The following is a 21,567-nucleotide window of genomic DNA, read 5'->3' on the forward strand; positions in this document are numbered from 1 at the left end:
TGGCGCAGCCGTGTCCGACCGTCTTCCGCTATTCGACCGGCATGGGTCCCTGCCTGCGCAGTGGCGACGCGGGGTTCCGCGACCAGCCCGGCGGGGGCGGGCGATGCAGCCGCGCCTCCGGAATGCGGTGGCGCACCTTCGCCGCGAAGCTGCGCAGGCACACCTCGCTCGCACCGATCGGGCCGACCTGGTAGCTGGACGAGGCCATGCCCTGCTGCACGCGCTCGATCAGCCAGGTGTCCTCGGCATTGACGGTGCGGTTGATGCGCCAGTTGGCGTAGCGCACCAGCGTCATCTCGCGGCGCTCGTCGGGCATGGCGAAGGCCATCTCGCGCAGCAGGCAGGTGGTCGGCGAGAGCGGCAGCCACTGCATGAAGTCGATCTGGTCGGCGTAGATGTCGAACGCCATGTTCGGCCACAGCTTGTAGTAGAGCCACAGCCGCTGGTTATCCTCGGGCAGGTGATCGACCCGCGGCAGGTGCGCCTGGTAGAAGCGCTCCCACGGATCGTTCGACGGCCGGTCGACCAGCCGCCCCGACATCCTGTCGACATAGCCGGCGGCCTCGATGGCGTAGCTCTTGCCGAACAATCGCGTCAGGCCGTCGTGCGCGACGGGAATGTGGAGGTTGTCCGAATAATTGTCGCCGACGTTCTTCCAGTTCACCGCCCGCTCGCGCACGCGCACGTCGCCGATCCGGCGCATCTCCTCGAACCGGTACGGTGCGACCTCGTGGTCGTAGGGCGCCATCATCTGCGCCACGGACGGTCCGCCGTCGTCTTCCAGCCGCACGAAGACGAAGCCGCGCCAGCGATCGACCTCGACCGGCACCAGCCCCGTCGCGGCCATGTCGAGCGCGGGATAGTCGGCGCGCATCGGCACGCCGGTCAGCCGCCCGTCGAGATCATAGGCCCAGGCGTGATAGGGGCAGACGAGCTTCCGCGCGCAGCCGCTGTCGCCCTCCACCAGCCGCATCGCGCGATGCCGGCACACGTTGTGGAAGCCGCGGATCGCGCCGTCCGCGCCGCGCACCACGACGACATTCTCTCCCAGGTACGCCAGCGTGCGCCAGTCGCCCGGCGCGGCGATATCGCTCTCGTGACACACGATCTGCCACGAGGGGCGCAGGATGCGCGCGGTTTCCACGTCGAGGAACTCGGGATCGGTGTAGATCCAGGCCGGCAGGCTCCAATCCGCGTCGGGATCGGCGTAGGGCAGGTCGGCCGAACGATGCATGGGGGCACTCGCGTGATTGTTGCACGATCGTATAGCAGGTGACGGTGCCGGGCAAGCGGACGAGCGCGGCGGCGCGCCGGCGGGACCTGGTCGAGGCGGCGGTGCGCGTGCTGGCCGAGCGCGGCGCGGCGGGCGCCTCGGTGCGGACGATCGCCGCCGCGGCCGGCGTGTCGCCTGGCCTGGTGACGCACCATTTCGGCGGCGTCGACCGGCTGGTGGAGGCCGCCTACGATCACGTCGCCGGGCGAGTCGACGAGACGCTGGCAAGCGCCGTCGCATCGGCGGGCGAGGACCCGCGCGCGCGGCTCGCGGCCTACGTGGCCGCCAATCTCGCCCCGCCGATCGCGCACCCGGAACTGCTGGCGACCTGGATCGCGCTGTGGAACCTCGCCCGCCGCGACGCCGGGATCATGGCGCGCCATGGCCACCATTACGCGGCGTTCCGCGAGCGGATCGAGGAATTGCTGGCGGCGTGCGGCGTGCCTGCCGCACGGCTGCGTCCGGCCGCGATCGGCGTCGCCGCCCTGATCGACGGACTGTGGCTGGAACTGTGCCTGTCGCCCGGCAGCTTCGATGCCGACGAGGCGCGGGGGATCGCGGCGGATTACCTCGCGACCCTGTGATCCGGAGCCGCGACGAGGCGGAGGCTGGTGTGATGTCGAGTGCCGACGAAACGCTGATGGAAGTGATGCTGAACCTGCACGGGGAGCAGCGGCAGACGGCCGATCCGGCGCACGACACGGTGCCGCGCAGGACGAAGCTGCCCGTATCGCGCGGGTGCTGAAGGCGACCCCGCTGATCGACGGGCACAACGACTGGCCCGAGGCGCTAGCGGCCGCGATACGCTGGACGGCGGCGAGGGGGTGGACCTGGGCGTCCTCTTCTATGCCGGCCGCAAGGAGGCGATCCGCATCGACATCCGCGACACCGCGGCGAAGAACGACGTCCTGTTCGACGGGCAGGTCGCCGGCTCCGTCACCAGCGTGGAGACGCTGCGCTTCCACGGCGGCGATGCCGACGACCGGGTAGAGACCGCGGCGGGCTACGACGTGCTGCAGGGCGGCGCGGGCGACGACTATCTCTCCGCGGGGGCGGGCGACGACACCGTGAACGGCGGCGAGGGCGACGACTGGCTCGACGGCGGCTACGGGGCGGACACGGTCAGCTTCGCCGGCGCAGCTTCGGGCATCACGCTGGACCTGCGCGTGACGGAGACGCAGGACACCGGCGGCGGCGGGAAGGATACGATCCGCAACTTCGAGAACGTGGTGACTACCGCCTTCGACGACCTGGTCCGCGGCAACGATGCCAGCAACATCATCCGCGACACCGAAGGCGGCAACGACCGCTTCTTCGGCGACGGCGGCGGCGACGGGCTGGCGGTGTTCCGGATCGGCGACATCGGTCCGCAGACCATCGTGATCGACGGCGGCGACGGCGACGACGTGCTCGAATACGCCAGCGGGCCGGTCTACAATCCGCGCTTCTTCGCCGATAGGTACCGCAACGTGGACGACGTGACGGTCCTCGGTGGGGCGGGCAACGACTCGATCTACTTCAGCGGGCAGAAGACCGGCGTCATCGATGCAGGCGACGGCGACGACGAGCTGAGGGTCGGCATGGGCGGGCTGGCAGAAACCAGCTTGGACATCACGCTGGGCGACGGACGGGATACGCTGTGGGTCCGCTGGACCGACGTATACCTCGGCGAGATCGACCGCCTTGCCAATGTCGTCGGCGATTTCGAGACCGGGGCCGGGGGCGACCGTATGCAGCTGAACGGCTTGCTGCCCTGGGTGCAGGACGGCACGAACCTGTTCGCCTACGATCTGCTCCGGCTCGTTCAGGACGGCGACGACGTGCGGCTGCAGGTCGACGGCGACGGGGAGGGCGACCAGCTGCAGTGGCGCACCTTCCTGACCTTCGAGAAGACGCTGGCGGAGGATTTCACCGCCGACAACTTCTTCATCACCACGGGCGACGGCATCTTCACGCCGATCGAGGTCGTCCCGATCGATCCGAAGGAGCGGCCGGGGACGGCAGCGCCGACGCTCGACGCGGTCCTGTCGACGATGCCGGGTACGCACGGCGCCCATGACCCGCTGGAATCGCTGCGCGTGAACGCCTTCGACTACCACATCGCCTGAGCCACCGGGCGCACCGGCCGCGTCCTGACAGGATCCTCGTCGCCGACACGCCGGCGGCGAGGATCGATCATGACGTCGACTTCGCGAGGAAAAGGATCGCGTGCGAAGGCGCTGACGAGGGATCTGTGCAGTGCGAGCTCGAAGCGCGGCGCGAGCGGCGGCGGCAGCGTCGTCGGGTTTAAGCGGCGCCCCATCTTTCTCGGCGGGCTTCGCGACGCTCGACCCGGGCATGATCGTTCCGGGCGGCCGCATCCCGCGGACGCTGGCGCAACGCCTCGCCGAACGCATCGCCCTCACCAATCCCCAGCGCCGCGGATCGCGGCGACGGCCATGGACGATGCCGATGTCGAGGTTCCATAATTGCGCTGGTGGATGCGAATGAGACGATAGTCCTCGTCACACCGCACCGGCGGCGTGACGTCCTCCTCGACGTGCCCTCGAATGGCCGCGAAGACGGGCGGAGCGTGGTGCGCCGCGCAGGCGTGTCAGGGCAACGCGATCGCCACGGCGGCGGAAGGCGGGCAAGACCTTATCGAATACGAGAAGGCAATCCGCTTCGAAGATGCGCGCGCACTTCCCGGGTAAGTTCGATCCGTGACAACGGTCAGGCCGGCCGCCATGCTCGAAGGTGGGCAATGGGCACCGGAGGGGAAGACGTGGCGTCGAACCGGAGCCGATCACTGGTGGAACCGGCGCTCGCGCCGATGCTGGACCTCTTCCCCACGATCGACCTGACCGAGGCGTTGCTGCCCGCGATCCGCAACCGTCCGCCATGGGTGCCGGTCGAGCCGGCGGATCGCGCGCGGACCGGCGTGGCCGAGCGGACGCTGCCCGGCCCCGCCGGTGCGCCGGACGTGTCCGCACGGCTCTACCGCCCGCTCGATGCGGCGGGGCCGCTGCCGTGCATCCTCCACATCCACGGCGGCGGCTTCGTGGCGGGCCGGTCGGCGGACCTCGAAGGCGCTCACCTGCCGTTGGCGGCCGACCTGCGCTGCTGCATCCTGTCCGTCGACTATCGCGTGGCGCCGGAGACGCGCTTCCCCGGCGCCGTGGAGGATTGCTACGCCGCGCTGGCGTGGCTGATGCGGCAGGCCGGGCCGGAAGGCATCGATCCGGCCCGGGTCGGCGTGATGGGCGAGAGCGCCGGGGGCGGGCTCGCCGCCGCGCTGGCGCTGCTGGCGCGCGACAGGGGCGAGCACCGGCTGGCGTTCCAGCACCTGATCTATCCGATGCTCGACGACCGCACCTGCGTGACGCCCGATCCGCACCCCTTCACCGGCGAGTTCGTCTGGACGGCGCAGAGCAACCGCTTCGGCTGGTCCGCGCTGCTCGGCGGGGAGCCGGGCGGCGCGGGCGTGTCGCCCTATGCCGCGCCGGCCCGCGCCGGCGACCTCGCCGGGCTGCCGCCGGCCTATATCGCAACGGGCTGGCTGGACCTCTTCCTCGAAGAGGACATCGACTATGCGCGCCGGCTGATGCGCGCGGGCGTGCCGGTGGAGCTTCACGTCTATCCCGGCGGATTCCACGCCTTCAATGCCTGGCCGGCGTCGCCGATCGCCGCCAACGCGCGCCGCGACAGCAAGGACGCGCTCGCCCGCGCGTTCGGCAGCTATGCCGATCCGCGGCCTTCCGCGGGCACGAACATGGCGTAGCGCGCGCGCCAGGCGTTCACTTCCGCGGCGAGCCGTGCCGGCGGCTCCGTCCCGGCGATGACGTGCTGCGCCACGTCGTTCGCCGGGTGCATCAGCATCTTGCTCGACCCGTCGCTGAACCAGACCGGGATCAGGCGTGCGCACAGCGCATCCAGCACCGCCGCGGCCGTGCCGTCCTCGATCGCCGTGCTGCCGGCCAGCAGCCGCACGTTGATCGACACGCCCTCCAGGCAGTTGCGCGGTTCGCGAACGAAGCTGACGGAAACGAGCAGGCCCGAACGGTCGGGTCGCGCCGCCTCGGGCAGCGCGGCGACGCGGCGCCAGCCGCAATACCAGGTGCGGCAGATGTGCGGGCGGACGGCGTGGATCGCGCATCCCCCCGCACCGACGTGGACGCACGGCGTGCCCGCCGGCTTCCGGAAGTCGGGCGTGTCCACCTTCAGCGTGGTGCAGCAGATGGTGCACTCGCCGCAACCCCGCCCTTCCAGCAGCGGCCCCAGCAGGCTGCGCTCCACGTCCGTCCCGGCCTTGATCCGCATGGCGCCACGCTATCACTTCGACGCGGCGACCGCGATCCTGCGCGTTTGCGAGTCACCCGGTTTCTCATCCAGTCTGCGGGTGAGCTTCCGGCGTTCATTCGGCCGCGATCTTGGCCACGGCAGCAGCATGTTCGACCGGCTTCAGCCAGGCGATGGGTGAGGACGGCTCTCGTTATTGTTCCGCCGCCAGGCCATTACAGGTCGAGCCCGTCGCGACCAGGAGAAGCGCGGAAGCGAGCGGTGCGACCTTCATGACATGCCATCCCCTGCGAGTTGGGGCTACAATGTGTGAGAGGCCCCGTCGGGCGCTCGTCAAGGAGCCGAAGCGTCGATCCCCGTTCTGAAGCTGCAAGTTATTGACACAGAACGCGATCTCAATTCCTTGAATGATTGGCGAGGGCGGCGGGGATCTGTCATGCGCCCGAAGGTTGAGGGTCCGAGGTGGCGAAGAAGTCGAGCGGGATGGGAACGGCTTCGCTGAGTGAAGAGAAGGTCCGCGGTCTGCCGGGGTGCGGGGAGCGGCCCACGAGACTGGACGTTGTGGTGGGGGCCAGTGCGGTGTTCGTCCTCGTCCTCGGGAGCGTCGCGCTTCTGGGATGGTCGATCGGCGTTGGCGTCCTGACGCGGCTCTACGCCTCGGGCAGTGCGATGCAGCCCCTGACGGCGGTCTGCGCTATGCTGGCAGGTCTGGCGGTCGCCGGGTCGGTGCGGTGGACGGGCCATTGCATCCCCGATCGCCCGCTGGCCGCGCTCGTCCTCGCCCTGGCCGCGCAGACTCTCGCACAGCATTGGACGGGAGCCGACTTCGGCACCGATCATTTGCTGTTCGCCGCCTCCGTCGCCGCGCAGGGCGGCAGCTACGTCCATCCGGGACGCATGGCCGAGCCCACCGCGGCGGCGTTCGCGCTGATCGCGGTGGCGCTGCTCCTCATCCGCTCGGCGGATCGAGCGTCCGGTCTGATCCTTTCGGCCTGTGCGACGTCGGTCCTCCTCCTCGTGACGGTGGCGCTGCTTAGTCACCTCTATGCGATCGCGCCGCTCAGCGGCGTGCTGGGCTTTACCCAGGTCTCGATCCCGACGGCGCTGGCCCTCGGTGGCCTATCGGTCGGCGTGCTCGCGGCGCGGCCTGGCGGCGGGTGGGTCAGCCTACTTGTTGGCCGGAGCGTGGGTGCGTCCGCCGCACGATGGCTGCTGCCGGTAGTCATCCTCATCCCGGTCGGCGTTGCCGCACTGGCGCTGCGCGGTTCCCGGCTCGGGCTGTATCCGGGGGACTTCCGCATGGTGTTCACCACTGCGGTGACCGTTATCCTCTTGGCCGCGCTTGCGCTGTGGGGAACCCGGCAGCTGGACACGCTCGTCGCCGAGCGCAGGAGCGCGGAAGCGGTTCGCGAGAACGAAGCGACGCTGCGCGCCTTCTTCCATACGGAGGGACTGCTCGCTTCGATCATCGAACGTCGCGGCAGCGACATGCGATACCTGACCGCCAACGCCGCGCTCGAGGAGCTCTTCGGCGGCGACGACCTTGCCGGCAAGAACATCAGCGACGTTGATCCGGCGAGCGCCGACCCCGGGCTGCTCGAGCGGCTGCGGGCGATGGAGGCGGGCGGACCGCCGTCCAACGTGGAGCGATCGATCGAGACGGCGACGGGCACCCGGTGGTTCGCGGTGACGATCAGCCCCATCGCCGGCAGTCCGCCGGAAGCTCCGCGATTCGCAATGGCGGCTGTGGACATCACCGATCGCAAGCGCGGTGAGGCGCACCAGCGATTGTTGCTCGACGAGCTCAATCATCGGGTCAAGAACACGCTGGCGGTCGTCCAGAGCCTGGCGCAGCAATCCTTCAGGGGCGATCAGGCGACCCCGGCCGCGCGACGCGCATTCGAGGCGCGGCTGGCTGCGGTCGCGTCGGCCCACAACCTGCTGGTGCGCCAGGACTGGACCTCGGCGTCACTTCGTGTCCTCGCTGCGGAGGTCGCCGGTCCGGGATGCGGTGCCGACCGCGCGCGTATCGATCTCGACGGTCCGGATATTCTGCTGCCGCCTCCGACGGCTGTCTCGCTCGCGCTGGCCTTCCACGAGCTGTGCACCAACGCCGTCAAATACGGCTCCCTTTCCAACGATGAAGGCCGTGTGACGCTTCGATGGACCGTTGCACCCGGAGATCCGAAGAGGCTTTGCATTACCTGGTCCGAGCATGGCGGCCCTCCCGTCACGCTGCCGGAGGCGCGAGGCTTCGGCTCGCGACTGATTGAGCGTGCGCTCTCGATGGAGCTTGGTGGTCCGGTCCAGATGCGCTTTCTCCCACACGGACTGATCTGCACGATCAAGGCGCCGCTCGGTTGACGCGAGGAGCCGAGATCGCTTCCGGCTCTCTGCTCGTTTGCCTCGCAGAAGCACGACCTCCACGACGCGAGCGAGAAGAACTTCGCCACGGCGAGTTCGCGCCCACTGCGAACCTGAATGGGTGTCCGATTCCGGCATTCGGTTCAGGTTCCTCGAAGGTCCGCATCTGGGTCATCCCTGGTGGCTGCGCCGTGCTGCAGGCACCAGGTTGGCTTTGGACGTCGAGGTGTGAAATCGGCTGTACGGCGCTGCGAGTGGCTAATAAGACCGCTGCCTCATCACGCGGGATATGTCATGGTCTTCCGTCACGCATTGCCGCTAGCGCTGTCACTCGCGTCGGGGCCGACGCTGGCGCAAGGCTCCATGGAGCAGGCACGGGCGGTTGCCGGAAAGCCGGCGCGCGCGCCGCAGCGCCTGACCTTGGTCGACGTACCCCGCGCGACAGGCAAGGCGACGCCGCTGTTCGACGGCCACAACCTTACTGGATGGACGCCTTGGCTTGGCTATGCCGACCCGGCGATCACCTATCGCGCCACTGCGGCGGACAAACCGATCGGCATCAGCCGCGACATGTCAGCCGACTTTGCGGTGCGGCAGGTGGATGGCGGCCCCGCGATCTGGGTGAAGGGACAGACTTGGGGCAGCCTGGTGCACCAAGCCGATCTGGCCAACTATCACCTGCGGCTTGAGTACAAATGGGGAAAGCAGACTTGGGCGCCGCGTGAGACCCAGCCGCCCAACAACGGCCTCCTCTACCACACGCATGGCAGGCCAGGCGACGTGTTCGGGACGTGGCGACCGTCGGTCGAGTTCGAGATCATAAAGGGCTCCACGGGGATGATCGTGATGGTCGGCACGCAGACGCGGGCACACGCCGACGTGTCGTTCGATCCAACGCTGATCGCGCCCTATCTCCGCTACCGTCTGGGCGGACGCAGCGTGGAGATGATCAACGGTACGCCGACGTGGAACGTCGAAGCTGCCACCGATGCTGAACGTCCCACGGGCGCGTGGAACACGCTCGACCTCTATGTGCTCGGCGACCGGGCGGTGCATGTCGTGAACGGCGTCCCGGTAGCGGAAGTGCGCAACATGGCCACGATTGCCGCCGACGGCGTGCGCCGTCCGCTCACGCACGGACAGATCCAGCTGCAATCCGAGGGCGCGGAGACCTGGTTTCGCAACATCTACGTGGAGCCGATCCGATCGTTGCCACGGATCGTAGCGTCGGGGGGCTGAGTAGTGGCAGGCTCAGGCATCGACCGACGAAGCAGGAGCAGGTCAACGATCTACGCCTCTGCTGGAGGTGCGCGCGGCATCAGAACGCTTCTTGGGGCGTCGATTGCGGCGGCGATCACTTGCACGGCCGCATCGGCGCAACAGGCCGCGTTGACGGTCGCCGTCACGGTCAAGGCCGACGGCACCGGCCCACGCATCGACCGCAACATCTTCGGACAGTTCGCCGAGAACCTGGGCACGGGCATCTATGGCGGCGTGTGGGTGGGCGAGGGCTCGCCGATCCCGAACGTTCGCGGCATCCGCAGCGACGTCGTCACCGCGCTGAAGGCGCTAAGGGTGCCGAGCGTCCGCTGGCCCGGCGGCTGCTTCGCCGACGAATATCATTGGCGCGATGGCGTCGGCCCACGCGCGAAACGCGCGGTCACGGTCAACGGCAGCTGGGGCAACGCGCTCGAGAAGAACGACTTCGGAACCGACGAATTCTTCGACTTCATCGGACAGATCGGGTCCGAGGCCTATATTTCCGTGAACATGGGCTCCGGCAGCGTCAAGGAAGCCGCCGACTGGATGGCGTACATGACCGCAGACGCCGGCACGACCGCGGGTGCGGAGCGGGCCGCCAACGGGCATTCCGCGCCGTACCGCGTCAAGTTCCTGGGGCTCGGCAACGAAAGCTGGAGCTGCGGCGGCGCGTACACACCTGATTACTATGTCGACGAGCTGAAGCGCTACGCCCGCTTCGCGCGCAACCTGAACGTGGAGCAGAACGGGACCGACAACCCCGCCGGCGGATCGATCGCGGGATCTGACCCGATGCGGCGTATCGCGGTCGGACCAGGGACGCTCGACACCGCCTATACCGACGCGGTCATGCGCGCATGGAAGGCGCGCGATTGGGCGTGGAGCATCGAAGGGCTGTCGATGCATCAATATACCTGGGTCGCCTGGCCGCCCAGCTATGCCAGCATCGGCTTCGGCGAGCGCGAGTATGCGACGCTCGTCAAGGATACGCTGAAGATGGAGGACATGATCCGCATCCATTCGGCGGTGATGGACAAATACGATCCCGACAAGAAGGTGCCGCTGGTCATCGACGAATGGGGGGTGTGGCTGCAAAAGCTGCCGGGCAGTCGCGACGGCTTTCTTCAGCAGCAGAATTCTATCCGCGACGCCATCATCGCCTCGATCAACCTCAACATGTTCGCGCGCCACGCCGATCGAGTCCGCATGGCCGCGATCGCGCAGATGGTGAACGTGCTTCAGGCGATGATCCTGACGGACGGGGCGAAGATGGTGCTGACGCCCACCTATCATCTGTTCAGGATGTACGTGCCGTTTCAGGATGCGAGGCGGCTGCCGATCACCTTCGATGCCGGCACCTATCGCTTCGGCGACGTCGTTCTGCCGCGCGTCGACGCGATCGCCGCGCGCGGCACCGACGGCAAGCTGTGGATCGCGCTGACCAACGTCGATCCCGGCCGACCCGTCACGATCGACGTGCGCATCGACGCAGCCCGCGTCCGTGCGGCGACGGGCACCGTGCTGACCGCGGATCGCGTCGATGCGATCAACAGCTACGACCGGCCCGACACGGTCGTCCCGCGCCCGATCGCCGCCCGCGTCCATCAAGGCCGGATCGCGATCACCCTGCCGCCGAAGTCGGTGACGGTGCTGTCGGCCGCCGAATAGCGACGCCGATCAGCGGGCGGGCATGCCCTGCGCCGCGGGCAGGGCGGTGACGTCGGACGATTCCGCCCAAAGGTTGATGCCGCCATCCTCGGCGGCCTTGTCGATCGCGGCAAGATCGTCGGCGGAGAAGTCGAGCGCCTTTACCGCGTCGAGCGAATCATCGAGTTGTTCGACCGTGCGCGCGCCGATCAGCGCGGAGGTGACGCGCGGATCGCGCAGCACCCAGGCGATCGCCATCTGCGCCAGCGTCTGCCCGCGCGCTGCGGCGATGTCGTTCAGCGCACGGATCGCCACCAGGTTCTGCTCGCTCAGCATCGACTGCGACAGCGATCCGCCGCGGCCGGCGCGCGCGCCCGGCGGAACGCCGTGCAGGTATTTGTCGGTCAACATCCCTTGCGCCAGCGGCGAGAAGGCGATGCAGCCGGTGCCGAGGTCTTCCAGCGTGGCGAGCAGCTCGCGCTCGATCCAGCGGTTGAGGATCGAATAGCTCGGCTGGTGGATGAACAGCGGCACCTTTTCCTCGGCCAGGATCTGCGCTGCCCGGCGGGTCAGTCCCGGTTCGTAGGACGAGATCCCGACGTACAACGCCTTGCCCTGCCGATGGAGCTGGACCAGCGCGCCCATCGTCTCCTCCAGCGGGGTCGTCGGATCGACCCGGTGCGAATAGAAGATGTCGACATAGTCGAGCCCCATGCGCTTCAGGCTCTGGTCGCAGCTGGCGATCAGATATTTGCGCGAGGAGCCGATGTCGCCGTACGGCCCCGGCCACATGTCCCAGCCGGCCTTGGTGGAGATGACGAGCTCGTCGCGGTACGGACCAAGGTCGGCGGAGAGAACGCGCCCGAAATTCTCCTCCGCCGAGCCGTAGGGCGGGCCGTAATTGTTGGCGAGATCGAAGTGGGTGACCCCGCGATCGAATGCGCGCCGCAGGATCGCACGCGCGGTCTCGAACACATCCGATCCGCCGAAATTCTGCCACAGCCCCAGGCTGATCGCCGGCAGCCTCAGCCCGCTGCGGCCGGTGCGACGGTACGGCATCCGGCCATCATAGCGGTCACGGGCTGCGGCATATGGGGGATCGAATGGCATGGCGGCTCCTTCTCGACGACGTAACGCACGACGGCGTGCGCGTTTCAACGTGACACGCTCGGCCCGGCCGCTCTCGCGCGCTTCCCCGCAAACCGTGCGTCCCCTACGCTCTCGCCCGGCTCGCCTCGTCACTCCGGGTGATCCCCAGACGCGACATGAACCGGGTTGGCGGTTTCGCCGGCGCAGAACGCAGAACTCACCGAAGCGGGGGCCTGGTGGGTCGACGACGCAGAGAGGGCGTGAACCGCCGGAGAAGGCAGCCGTGTCGCCGCAAAGGAACGTGTCAGCGAGGCGCTGTCGTCCAGCCGTGCATCGTCATCCACCGCACGAAGGCGTCGAACCAGCCGGTGCTGGTCGTTGGCTTTTGATACATGCCGAACCCGTGCCCGCCCTGTTCATACAGGTGGAACTCCACCGGTCGCTTCGCCGCGCGCCAGCGCTCGATCAGGCCGAAGCCGTCGTTGGAGAACAGCGGATCGTCGGCGGCCAGCGCGACGAACAGGGGAGGCGCGTCGCCGGGAACGGTCAGCGGGCCGAGCGGTCCGTAGATGGTGGCGAGGAAGGCGGGCTTCGCGTCATTGCCGGACAGTACCGTGGCAAGCGTCAACATCGCTCCAGCGGAGAAGCCCGCCATGCCGATGCGCGCCTTGTCCACCCGCCATTCCCCGGCGCGTGCGCGCACGAGAGCGAAGGCGGCGCGGGCGTCCGCAACCTGCGGAGCGAGACGGGGCGTCTGCTGCTCCGGCGTGGGGCGAGGGGCGCGGGCGGTGTCGGCGAACATCTGCGTCATCGATCGTTCAAACGCCGGCAGCTGAGCCGGTGTCTGGTTCAGCCGATATTTCAGCACGAACGCAGCGACTCCACGGGAGGCGAGCGCCCTCGCGACGTCGAACCCCTCATTGTCCATCGACAGCGACCGGAACCCGCCACCGGGAGCGATGATGACCGCGGTGCCCGTCGACCTCTTCGCGTCCGGCAGAAATGGGGTGAGCGTTGCGCGGGTCACGTTGCGCGCGAAGCGGCTGCCATATTGCGTGTGCCACGTCTCCGCAGCCGAGGCGCCTGGCAACACACCGGTCTCGAGCGGGATCGCGCCCGGCTGCGCCGGAGTGGCGATCGGACGCATACGGTCGTCCTGTGCGGTGGCGGGCGGTGCCAGCGCGCAGGACAGCGAAAAGAAGATTGCAGCGAGCGTGCCTTTGCCGTTCATCGTTGCCCTCGCACCGATTGCGTTGATGCCTTCCGATCGTCCTGCACGATCGGCCGTATCGTCCCATCCCTGTTGTACGCCAGGGGGTAGACCGTCACCGCGCGCCGCCCCACCGCGCCGCTCTGGTCGCCGATCGCGATGTCCGCATTGTGCGCGAACAGATACCAACGGCCGCGGAACTCGACGATGCCGGGGTGGATCGTGAAGCTGTACCTGCCCGATCCAGTCAGCAGCCCGCGTGGTGTCCAGGGGCCCTGGATCGACGGGGCCGTTGCGTACGACACGTGCTCGTCACGCTGGGTGCGGCGGTCGAGCGAAGCATAGGTGAGATAGTAGAGCCCGTCGCGCTTGTGCAGCCACGGCCCTTCCTCGAAGAACGGCGGCGTGATCTCCGTGATCGGTCCGTCGATCTCGATCATGTTGGGCTTCAGTTTCGCGAGGTAGCACTGGCGGTTGCCCCAGGCGATCCACGTGATCCCGTCATCGTCTGTAAAGACGGTCGGATCGATGTCCTCCCAACTGTGCGTGCCCTTGGGCGTCATCTGATTGGTGATGAGTGCGCTACCCTTGGCGTCGACGAAGGGGCCGGTCGGCGTATCCGCCACCGCCACGCCGATCGCCTTGCCGGGGTGCGTGCCGTCGTGTTCGACCGCGGCGTAGAACCAGAACCGGCCGTCCTTGCGGATCACCTGCGAGGCCCAAGCGTCCTGCTTGGCCCAACGGAAGTCCGCGACCCTCATGACTGGGCCGTGATCGACCCAGCGCTTCATGTCCTTTGTCGAGAAAACCAGCCAATCGCGCATGTTGAACATCTGGTCACGCTCGGCTTCGTCGTGGCCGGTGTAGAGGTACAGGGCGTCGCCGACGACCAGCGGCGCGGGATCGGCGGTGAACTTGTCGCGGATAATGGGATTGCGGCTGGGTTGATCGGCGAGCGCCACGGGCGCAACCGCCACAGCCCCCGCGACCAGCAGGCCTAAGGCTAGCGCAATTCCTCGCATCCTCTCGCTCCCTTGTGGACAGCGTATCATTCGACGAGGTCGAAGCTACAGCGAGGTGTTAACGATAACAAGGGGAAGCGAGCTTTATGGCCGTCGGCGTTTCTCACGGCGTCTGGGAAAGGTGCCGTTGGTCGACCCGCGTCGTTTTGAGCCATCCGATAGGAACGTGGCTGATGATCGTCATCCGCGATCGCACCCGGCCGCTCCCACGAGAGCGTCGCAGCCTGGACGAGGACGTCACCCGACGACCTGCGGATGATAGTTGAAGGACTGGCAGACGTGCGAAGATGCGCCGACGCCGCCGAACCGCCGGATTGTGTCTGGCCAGCCTTGGGTGGCCGCGCAACTTAGCCCGCGGTGAACTCCGCAGCCATTGCTTCAAAAGCGTCGCGAAGAACCTCGTCGAAGGACCGGGTGCCGTTCTCGCGGTTGAAGGCCTTGGACGCGAGGCGGGTGGCGCCGACGGCAACCATCGCTACCACCCGCAGTGGCGTTTCTCGCTCAGCCGCTCAGCATCTCGCGATCCATCCGCGCCATGTGAAAGCGGCATAGAACGCTTCGGTCTCGCCGAAGCCGGCTTCGAACAGACACGCCTCGTCGTCTTCCGGTGTCAGCAGCGTCAGGCTGTTCCCGACGGCGGTGTGCGCCTGTTCGACCTCCGCCGGATTGGCGCCGGATGCTAGCGCATAGGCGGCGTAGCGGGCGAGCCACTTGCCGCGCGCCGGTTCGTCCTGCGGAAAGCTTGCGTGCGCCACGACCAAGGGGGCGCCCGGCCGAAGACGGCGCCGGATCTCGGCCAGCGTGCGGACGCGCTCCTCCCTTGGTAGAAAGTGAAGGGTCAGCAGGCAGGTGGCGGCGTCGAACGGGCCGGCGGGGGCGGCGTCGATCGTGCCCTCGACCAAGACGGTACGCGTGGCATCGGCACCGAGAGCCGCCCGCGCGAGATCGAGCATCGGCCCGGCGGGATCGACGCCGGTGAAGCGCCATGCCGGCTGCAGCTGCGCCAGCGCTTTCAGCTCGAGCCCGCCGCCCGCTCCCAGCACCAGCACGTGGGCGTCGGCCGGCGCCTGCTCGGCTAGGAGCACGCCTGCCATGCGCTGCACAGCCTTATATCCCGGCATGTAGCGCGGCGGCCCCTCGGCATAGGCGGCGACGCGTTCCGGGTCGGCGAACATGTCGAGGAAGGCCTGATTGGCGTCAGCCATTAGGAACGTCTCCAAAACGGGGCGCTCGCGCAAAATCCGCCTTGGCGAAGGGGCGATCGCGGAAGAGATAGGCATAATAGAAGGTGCGGAGCCGCCGGTGGAACGCGCGGATGCGATCCTGATAGGCCAGCTGCGCGGCGAAGTCGGTCCGCGCCAAACGAGTGAGGAGGGCCTGGACGCCGACAGAGGGCAGCACCCAGCCAAGCGCCCGGCCGGCGGCGTCGCGCTGCTCCAGCCCCGCCCGGTAGGTGCGGACGCGACCGGCGACGCTCTCGTCGCCGTTCTGGTGGAAGGCGAGATACCATTTGTAGTGGAAGGCAGGGCCAAGCGGCGCCGAGTCCGCCCATTCCGGATGGCGCGCGTAGAAGCGCCGCATCGTCTCTTCGCGCGGGATGTCCCAGGCGCGGTTCACCGCCTCGCGCTGCGCCATCGCGATCTCGGCGCCCTGGTTCACGGGCAGCGCGGCGTTGACGGCCACATTGGCAAGGGTGGGCACGATCAACACCAGCACCAGCCACGTCGCCGCGAGGCTTGCGGCATTGGCCACCGAACTCCATCGCAACCTCCCGATCAGCGCGGCGACCGCGATCCAGAAAAGCAGGTAGGCCATGACGACGAGCAGCACGGCCAGGATCGTGCCCCATGCAACGCCCTCGACGACCGCCGCCACCGTAAATGGCAACGCCAACGCGGCGAAGAGCAGTGCGAGCCTGAGCCCGGTGCGCCGGCGCCATAGCGCGAGCGCCCCCGGCAGCGCATCGAGCATCCGCCCGCGTCCAGCCTCGCGCTCGCCCGAGCGCAGGTCGTGGAACAGCGCGATGACGAACAGCGGCGCCAGGAACACCAGCACGAAGGCGAAGTCGAAGCGGCCCGGCAGTGCAAGTTCCGGATTGAAGGTGTCGCCGTCCCAGATCTGCGCCTCAAGCCCCAGCGCGCGGATACGCAGGATGTAAGGCGACACGTCGCGCATCCCCAGCGCCGCGAAGGCGAGCGGAGCGGGGGCGTCCCATGTCGGATGGAAGCTGTAATAGGCTGCGCTGCCCGCGTCCTTCTTCGCGTCGATCCAGGCGGCGACCGCGCCGATGTCTTCGGCCTGGGCGGCCGGAATGGCCGCGATGGCGGCACGCTGGCGTGCGACCTCCGCCATGCCGGCGGCGAGCGCGGCGACGGTGAGGCAGGTCAGCAGCGCCAGCGCGAAGACCGTCAGCCGCTGCCGCGCTAGGAGGCGAAGTTCATGGCGCAGCAGGTTCACCGGCGCTCTCCCAGGCGGCGGGTGGCAAGCGCCAGCAGGACCAGCACGCCGCCCAGCCAGCCGACGACCATGGCGAGACCCGGCAGGGCGCCGCGCGCGAGATCGGTGCCGCTCGCGCGATCGAAGGAGAAGTCCGGCATGGCGGACCAGTTGGTCGCCGACACGCGCTTGCGTCGATCGGCCCCCACGTCCTCGGCGGTGTCGTCCGCGTAGCTTACGTCCTCCGCCTGCATCCGGTTCAATCGCTGTACCAGGGCGTAGCGGTACGCTTCCGCCTGATCGAGGAAGCGGCGGTGGCCGGCGAAGTCGGTCCCCGCGGCGGCCATCGACAATGCGCGCAAGGCGATGGTGGGGCTGAGGACGCCGGCCGCGTCGACCAGCGCGATCTGCCGGTCCTGCGCGGCGTAGCTCTCGCCGGTGTAGCGCGCGAACAGCGAGGAGGTCAGCCGCTCGCCTTCCATGCCGACCACGCCCTTGTAGTTGACCGGCAGGTCCTCGACCCGCGTGACGCCGTAGCGATCGAGCACGGACTGCTTGAACGCGGCGAAGTGCGGATCGGCGGGATTGTGGCTGTCACCGATCCGCCGAAGGTCGCGCGCGATGGCGACGTCCGTCTGGAGGCGATTCCGCAGGGGCACTGCGGCGCTTGCCATGTCTGGCACGACGCGGGGGAGCAGCACCGCGGTGACCGCCCAGAGCGCCACCAGGGCGAGCAGCGCGTCGCGGCTGCGGCGCACCGTGGCGGAGACGAGCAGGATGACGGCGGTCCACAAGGCGAGATAGGTGAGATAGCCGATGGCGGTGACGAGCATCGGCAGCGCCAGCGCGCCGGGTTGTCCCGCCATTGCCACGAAGGCGATCAAAGCGGGTAGCGCGGCGACCAGCGCCACCGCCCCGAGCGCGAGGAGCTTGCCACCGACCAGCGAGCGCCGCGAGACACCCTGAAGCATCAACAGTCGCAGCGTGCCGCGCTCGCGCTCTCGCGCCAATGCGCCGTAGCCGAGGAAGATGAGCAGCAGCGGCGCGACGATCTGCAGCACGAAGGCGGGCGTGAGCTGGCCGAAGCGAACGAGCAGCGAGCTTTGCCGCACGTCGCCGAAGTTGGCGCTGTTCTGCCGGTGGCCCTCGAGGAACATCGAATTGCCGGTGAAGGCGTCGACGCCGGGATCGAAGGCGGCGAGCGGGCCGAGAGGCCGGAAGATGAAGGTGCCGTAATGCACCACGCGGTGCGGGTGGCGATCGGGCTGCGCCTCGAACGCGCGATCGGCACCCTGCTGGTAGCGCATGCGCAGGTCGGCGATGCCGCGCTGATGCGCCCAGCTGGTCGCCACCGCCACCAGGGTGAGCAGCACCAGCAGCGTCGTCGCGATCACCGCGACGCGGTTGCGACGAAGCAGCCGCAGCTCGTCGCGCGCGATCAGCGTCGCCGCGCTCATGCCGCGCGCCTGTCGTCGCCGACCTGGAAGCGCGCGTGGAGCGCACGCAGGTCGAAGCGGTCGGGACCGTTCGCCACGACCTCGTCGGTCAGGCGGCCGCCATCGAGGAAGCCGATCCGGTCGGCGACGTCCGCGGCCGACAGCAGATCGTGGGTGACCATCAGCACCGCGGTGCCGCGGGTCCGCACCTGCGCGAGCAGTGCGTTGAAGTCGGCGGTGGCGCGCGGGTCGAGGCCCGAGGTCGGCTCGTCCAGAAGCAGGACCGGCACTTCGCGCAACAGCGCCACCGCGATCGCCACCTTCTGCCGCATCCCCTTGGAAAAGCCGCCGAGCCGCTGGTCCCACGCGCGCTCCTGAAGCCCCGCCGCGGTGAGGGCTTCGGTAATCGCGGCGCGATCCTGAGGCTGTCCGGACAAGGCGAGGAGATAGTCGGCATTCTCCACCGCAGTCAGATGCTCGTAGAGCGCGACATTCTCCGGCAGGTACGCGATCCTGCGGCGAACGCCGTCCGGATCCGCGGCCGGATCGATGCCGCACACCGCGACCTCGCCGCCTTCTGCCCTGGCAAAGCCGAGCAGCACCGACAGTGTCGTCGACTTGCCCGCGCCGTTGCCGCCGAGCAGCGCGGTGACGCTGCCGGCCGCGATCGAGAGCGAGAGACCGTCGAGGACGCGGTGATCGCCATAGGCGAGCGTCACGTCACGAAGGTGTATAGGTGCGTGCTGTCCAGTCATGCGGCTCCCCTTGCCAACAACCATGTGACGATGCAACATCACATGGATAGCCAATCGTGACAGTTCGCGGTCGGATTGCCGCATCGACAGGGGGTTAATTTGATACGGACGGATCAGCGGCTCGCCGCGACCGCGATGCTCACGATGCTCGCGGCGCTCGCCGGATCGCCGGCTGGCGCGCAGGCGGCGCCGGCCGAGACGAACACAGCCGAGCCGATCGAGACCGAGCAGGGTGAGATCATCGTCACCGGAAACCGCTTCGGCGGGCGTACCGCGACCGACTCTCCGACGCCGGTCGACGCGATCACGCGCGACCAGTTGCAGCAGAGCGGCCGGGTCGACCTGATCCAGCAGCTGAAGGTCGAGGTGCCCAGCTTCAACACGCCGCGTCCGCTGGGGTCGGGCGTCGGCGATTATCTCCAGCCGCCGTCGCTACGCGGGCTCGGGCCGGGCGAGGTGCTGGTGCTGGTGAACGGCAAGCGGCGCCACACCTCCTCCGACCTCAATGCCTCGAACGGCATCGGCCGCGGCGACGTGTCGGTTGACTTCAACGCCATCCCCTCCTTCGCGCTCGAACGGGCGGAGGTGCTGCGCGACGGCGCCTCGGCGCAATATGGGTCAGACGCGATATCGGGCGTCATCAACCTCCTGCTCGACCGCTCGATCGGCACGCGCGCGCAGGTGACCGGCGGCATCACCACGGCAGGGGACGGCGCCTATGGAGAAGCCAGCGTCTCGTCGGGCGTGCGGGTCGGCGCGGACGGGGCGTTCCGCGTCACGGTTTCGCTCCAGAAAGGCGAGGGCACCAATCGCTCGCGGCCCGATACGCGGCAGCAGTATTTCGGCACCAACGCCGCCGGGCGCCCGGTCGCGATCTCGGGCAATTACGGTTCGGGCACGGGGCTGACGCCCGCGAACGGCACGCTCGATCCGCGCGAGGCGACGATCGATCGCAACGTCTTCCGCTTCGGTGACCAGCCGAGCGTCAACAAACAGGTGTTCGCCAACTTTGTCGCTCCCGCCTCAGAGGATGTCGAGGTATACGCCTTCGGCGGCTACAGCCGGCTCGACGGCGATATCGAGTATTTTTTCCGCCGGGCCGGGCAGAACGAGACGCTGCGCGCCTTCTATCCCGACGGCTATCGGCCGGTGCTCGACTCGCGGCTGGAGAACTTCTCGATCGCGACGGGCCTTCGCGGGACCGACCTCGCAGGGTTCGGCTGGGACGTGTCGAGTGTCTACGGCGTCAGCACGCAGGACCTCTATTACGACAACAGCGTCAACGTGACGCTGGGCGCGGCCTCGCCGCGGCGCTTCTACCGGCTGGGCTCCGATTTCTATCAGTGGACCAGCAACCTCGACCTCACCCGCGCTATCCCGATCGGTGACGGCGCACCCCTCAACGTCGCCCTCGGTGCCGAATATCGCGAGGAGACCTATCGCTTGTTCTCCGGCGACATCGACGGGTTCCGCGACGGCGGCGTCCGCATCGTCGACGGGCCGGCGGCGGGCAGTGTCGGGCCGATCGGCGCCCAGCCAGGACCGAGCGCCGGACCGGACGACCGGGCGAGCGTCTCCCGCCGTAGCTGGGCCGTCTACGCCGAGGTGGAGCGGACCTTCCTCGACCGCCTGCTGCTCCAGGGCGCCGTGCGGCACGAGAACTATTCGGACTTCGGCACGACGACCAACTACAAGGTCGCCGGGCGCCTGGGCCTGTTCGGCGGTCTTGCGCTTCGTGGTTCCTACAACACCGCCTTCCGCGCGCCGGCCCTGGCGCAGCAGGGCTACAACGCCTCCAACACGCTGATCCTCAACGGTACGCAGGCGATCGTCCGTGTCGCGGCGGTAGACAGTGCGGCCGCCCGACTGGTGGGCGCCACCGACCTTCGGCCGGAACGGTCGGACAATTACTCCGCCGGGCTGGTGGTCGAAGGCGGCGGCGTGACCGCGACGCTCGATGCCTATCGGATCAGGCTGCGCGACCGCATCGCCATCTCGTCCACGTTCCAGGACGCGCGGTTGACCGCCTTTCTCGCCAGCCGCGGGGCAGGCAATTTCAGCGCGATCTCCTACATCACCAATGCGGTCGACACCGACACCAAGGGCGTCGACCTCGTCGTCAACGCGCGTCACCGGTTTGACGACGGCAGCCTGTTCACCGGCACGCTGGCCGGGAATTACACGAAGACCGCGTTCGATCGCATCGCGGGCACGCCAGCGCCGCTCGCCGCGCTGGGCATCAGCACGCCGCTGTTCGACCTGACGCAGCAGCTGCGATTCTCCGACAGCCTGCCGCGGACCAAGGCGACGCTGGACCTCAACTACACGCGCGGGCGGGTGACGCTGTCGGTGACGAACACGCGCTACGGCGAGGTGTCGACGGTGGCGCTGACGAATGTAACCGTGGCGCGCGCCGACGTGCTGACGCCGGGCTACGACACGCGGCGGGTCGCGGCGGCCAACCCGGCCAATGTCGACATCGTCCAGCAGTTCGGCGCCAAGGTGCTGACGGACGTCGAATTGTCGTGGCAGGCGACGCCTGCGCTTCGTTTCAGCGCGGGTGCGCAGAACCTGTTTGACATCTATCCTGACGAGAACGTCGCCTCCACCGTGGCCAGCGTCGCGGCCGGCGCAAACGGCGCAGACAATGCCGGAACGCAGCCCTACAATGCGATCTCGCCTTTCGGCTTCAACGGACGGACCGTGTTCCTCCGCGCCGCGATGAGCCTTTAGATTGCACGGCGTCAAAGACGGTTCGAAGAAGCCGCTGTAACAGGCTGCCTAGTCTGTGGACGAA

At 68.3% G+C, this 21,567-nt stretch carries 19 protein-coding genes; 9 read left to right on the top strand and 10 right to left on the bottom strand.

Features of this window, described 5'->3' with window-relative positions:
• Positions 1–28 precede the first annotated feature (28 nt).
• Entirely contained in the window at positions 29–1,234 is a 1,206-nt protein-coding gene (locus HBH26_RS11640) for an aromatic ring-hydroxylating oxygenase subunit alpha (protein WP_168134785.1), read from the bottom strand.
• A gap of 38 nt (positions 1,235–1,272) precedes the next feature.
• On the opposite strand from HBH26_RS11640, the gene HBH26_RS11645 reads away from it, so the two are divergent.
• The 5 genes from HBH26_RS11645 (at position 1,273) to HBH26_RS11660 (ending at position 5,033) form a co-directional block, all read left to right on the top strand.
• Complete coding sequence (locus HBH26_RS11645; RefSeq protein ID WP_168134786.1) at positions 1,273–1,857, top strand: TetR family transcriptional regulator C-terminal domain-containing protein; 585 nt, start codon at positions 1,273–1,275, stop codon at positions 1,855–1,857.
• Between the two features lie 32 nt (positions 1,858–1,889).
• Positions 1,890–2,018, top strand: coding sequence for a hypothetical protein (locus HBH26_RS21040; protein ID WP_275402965.1), 129 nt, complete (start codon positions 1,890–1,892; stop codon positions 2,016–2,018).
• Positions 2,019–2,097: 79 nt separating this feature from the next.
• Entirely contained in the window at positions 2,098–3,381 is a 1,284-nt protein-coding gene (locus HBH26_RS11650) for a calcium-binding protein (protein WP_209308507.1), read from the top strand.
• A 441-nt stretch (positions 3,382–3,822) separates the two neighbouring features.
• Positions 3,823–3,966 (top strand): hypothetical protein, encoded by a 144-nt coding sequence (locus tag HBH26_RS11655; protein WP_168134787.1) that lies wholly within the window; start codon positions 3,823–3,825, stop codon positions 3,964–3,966.
• A gap of 98 nt (positions 3,967–4,064) precedes the next feature.
• On the top strand, positions 4,065–5,033 hold the full coding sequence (locus HBH26_RS11660; RefSeq protein WP_338057338.1) for an alpha/beta hydrolase: 969 nt from the start codon (positions 4,065–4,067) through the stop codon (positions 5,031–5,033).
• On the opposite strand, the gene HBH26_RS11665 is transcribed toward HBH26_RS11660, so the two are convergent.
• The gene (locus tag HBH26_RS11665) at positions 4,991–5,572 is read right to left on the bottom strand and encodes a YkgJ family cysteine cluster protein (protein WP_209308508.1); all 582 of its coding nucleotides are present in this window, start codon (positions 5,570–5,572) and stop codon (positions 4,991–4,993) included. The genes HBH26_RS11660 and HBH26_RS11665 overlap by 43 nt on opposite strands.
• 441 nt (positions 5,573–6,013) lie before the next feature.
• Here HBH26_RS11665 and HBH26_RS21185 point away from each other — a divergent pair, with 441 nt between their 5' ends.
• From HBH26_RS21185 to HBH26_RS11680, 3 genes are all read left to right on the top strand, one after another.
• Positions 6,014–7,915: an HWE histidine kinase domain-containing protein gene (locus tag HBH26_RS21185; RefSeq protein ID WP_168134789.1), complete on the top strand. Its 1,902-nt coding sequence runs from the start codon at positions 6,014–6,016 to the stop codon at positions 7,913–7,915.
• 294 nt (positions 7,916–8,209) lie between these two features.
• Positions 8,210–9,154, top strand: coding sequence for a 3-keto-disaccharide hydrolase (locus HBH26_RS11675; protein WP_168134790.1), 945 nt, complete (start codon positions 8,210–8,212; stop codon positions 9,152–9,154).
• A 150-nt stretch (positions 9,155–9,304) separates the two neighbouring features.
• Positions 9,305–10,843 (top strand): alpha-N-arabinofuranosidase, encoded by a 1,539-nt coding sequence (locus tag HBH26_RS11680; protein WP_168134791.1) that lies wholly within the window; start codon positions 9,305–9,307, stop codon positions 10,841–10,843.
• A gap of 9 nt (positions 10,844–10,852) precedes the next feature.
• Here the strand turns inward: HBH26_RS11680 and mgrA are convergent, their stop codons facing one another.
• The 8 genes from mgrA to HBH26_RS11715 form a co-directional block, all read right to left on the bottom strand.
• A complete protein-coding gene (gene mgrA, locus HBH26_RS11685; RefSeq protein ID WP_168134792.1) occupies positions 10,853–11,932 on the bottom strand; it encodes an L-glyceraldehyde 3-phosphate reductase in 1,080 nt (359 codons plus the stop codon).
• A gap of 283 nt (positions 11,933–12,215) precedes the next feature.
• Positions 12,216–13,142 carry an alpha/beta hydrolase gene (locus HBH26_RS11690; protein WP_168134793.1) on the bottom strand — a complete coding sequence of 309 codons (927 nt, stop codon included), beginning with the start codon at positions 13,140–13,142 and terminating at the stop codon, positions 12,216–12,218.
• Positions 13,139–14,083 carry a glycoside hydrolase family 43 protein gene (locus HBH26_RS11695; RefSeq protein ID WP_338057339.1) on the bottom strand — a complete coding sequence of 315 codons (945 nt, stop codon included), beginning with the start codon at positions 14,081–14,083 and terminating at the stop codon, positions 13,139–13,141. Before HBH26_RS11695 ends, HBH26_RS11690 begins: the two co-directional genes overlap by 4 nt.
• Before the next feature lie 407 nt (positions 14,084–14,490).
• Entirely contained in the window at positions 14,491–14,616 is a 126-nt protein-coding gene (locus tag HBH26_RS21045; protein ID WP_275402962.1) for a hypothetical protein, read from the bottom strand.
• Positions 14,617–14,652: 36 nt separating this feature from the next.
• The gene (locus HBH26_RS11700) at positions 14,653–15,381 is read right to left on the bottom strand and encodes a class I SAM-dependent methyltransferase (protein ID WP_239024736.1); all 729 of its coding nucleotides are present in this window, start codon (positions 15,379–15,381) and stop codon (positions 14,653–14,655) included.
• A complete protein-coding gene (locus HBH26_RS11705; protein ID WP_168134795.1) occupies positions 15,341–16,600 on the bottom strand; it encodes a DUF3526 domain-containing protein in 1,260 nt (419 codons plus the stop codon). Before HBH26_RS11705 ends, HBH26_RS11700 begins: the two co-directional genes overlap by 41 nt.
• On the bottom strand, positions 16,597–18,036 hold the full coding sequence (locus HBH26_RS11710; RefSeq protein ID WP_168134796.1) for an ABC transporter permease: 1,440 nt from the start codon (positions 18,034–18,036) through the stop codon (positions 16,597–16,599). Before HBH26_RS11710 ends, HBH26_RS11705 begins: the two co-directional genes overlap by 4 nt.
• The gene (locus HBH26_RS11715) at positions 18,033–18,770 is read right to left on the bottom strand and encodes an ABC transporter ATP-binding protein (RefSeq protein WP_168134797.1); all 738 of its coding nucleotides are present in this window, start codon (positions 18,768–18,770) and stop codon (positions 18,033–18,035) included. Before HBH26_RS11715 ends, HBH26_RS11710 begins: the two co-directional genes overlap by 4 nt.
• A gap of 99 nt (positions 18,771–18,869) precedes the next feature.
• Here HBH26_RS11715 and HBH26_RS11720 point away from each other — a divergent pair, with 99 nt between their 5' ends.
• Entirely contained in the window at positions 18,870–21,503 is a 2,634-nt protein-coding gene (locus HBH26_RS11720; RefSeq protein WP_209308509.1) for a TonB-dependent receptor plug domain-containing protein, read from the top strand.
• Positions 21,504–21,567: the final 64 nt, after the last annotated feature.

Source organism: Sphingomonas corticis, from assembly GCF_012035195.1.
Lineage (GTDB): Bacteria > Pseudomonadota > Alphaproteobacteria > Sphingomonadales > Sphingomonadaceae > Sphingomonas > Sphingomonas corticis.

Coding starts and splice junctions, on each gene's coding strand:
- HBH26_RS21045 (WP_275402962.1), bottom strand. CDS start 14,616: ATGGTTGCCGTCGGCGCCACCCGCCTCGCGTCCAAGGCCTTCAACCGC.
- HBH26_RS11710 (WP_168134796.1), bottom strand. CDS start 18,036: ATGAGCGCGGCGACGCTGATCGCGCGCGACGAGCTGCGGCTGCTTCGT.
- HBH26_RS11690 (WP_168134793.1), bottom strand. CDS start 13,142: ATGAACGGCAAAGGCACGCTCGCTGCAATCTTCTTTTCGCTGTCCTGC.
- HBH26_RS21040 (WP_275402965.1), top strand. CDS start 1,890: ATGTCGAGTGCCGACGAAACGCTGATGGAAGTGATGCTGAACCTGCAC.
- HBH26_RS11655 (WP_168134787.1), top strand. CDS start 3,823: ATGGCCGCGAAGACGGGCGGAGCGTGGTGCGCCGCGCAGGCGTGTCAG.
- HBH26_RS11640 (WP_168134785.1), bottom strand. CDS start 1,234: ATGCATCGTTCGGCCGACCTGCCCTACGCCGATCCCGACGCGGATTGG.
- HBH26_RS11665 (WP_209308508.1), bottom strand. CDS start 5,572: ATGCGGATCAAGGCCGGGACGGACGTGGAGCGCAGCCTGCTGGGGCCG.
- HBH26_RS11675 (WP_168134790.1), top strand. CDS start 8,210: ATGGTCTTCCGTCACGCATTGCCGCTAGCGCTGTCACTCGCGTCGGGG.
- mgrA (WP_168134792.1), bottom strand. CDS start 11,932: ATGCCATTCGATCCCCCATATGCCGCAGCCCGTGACCGCTATGATGGC.
- HBH26_RS11715 (WP_168134797.1), bottom strand. CDS start 18,770: ATGACTGGACAGCACGCACCTATACACCTTCGTGACGTGACGCTCGCC.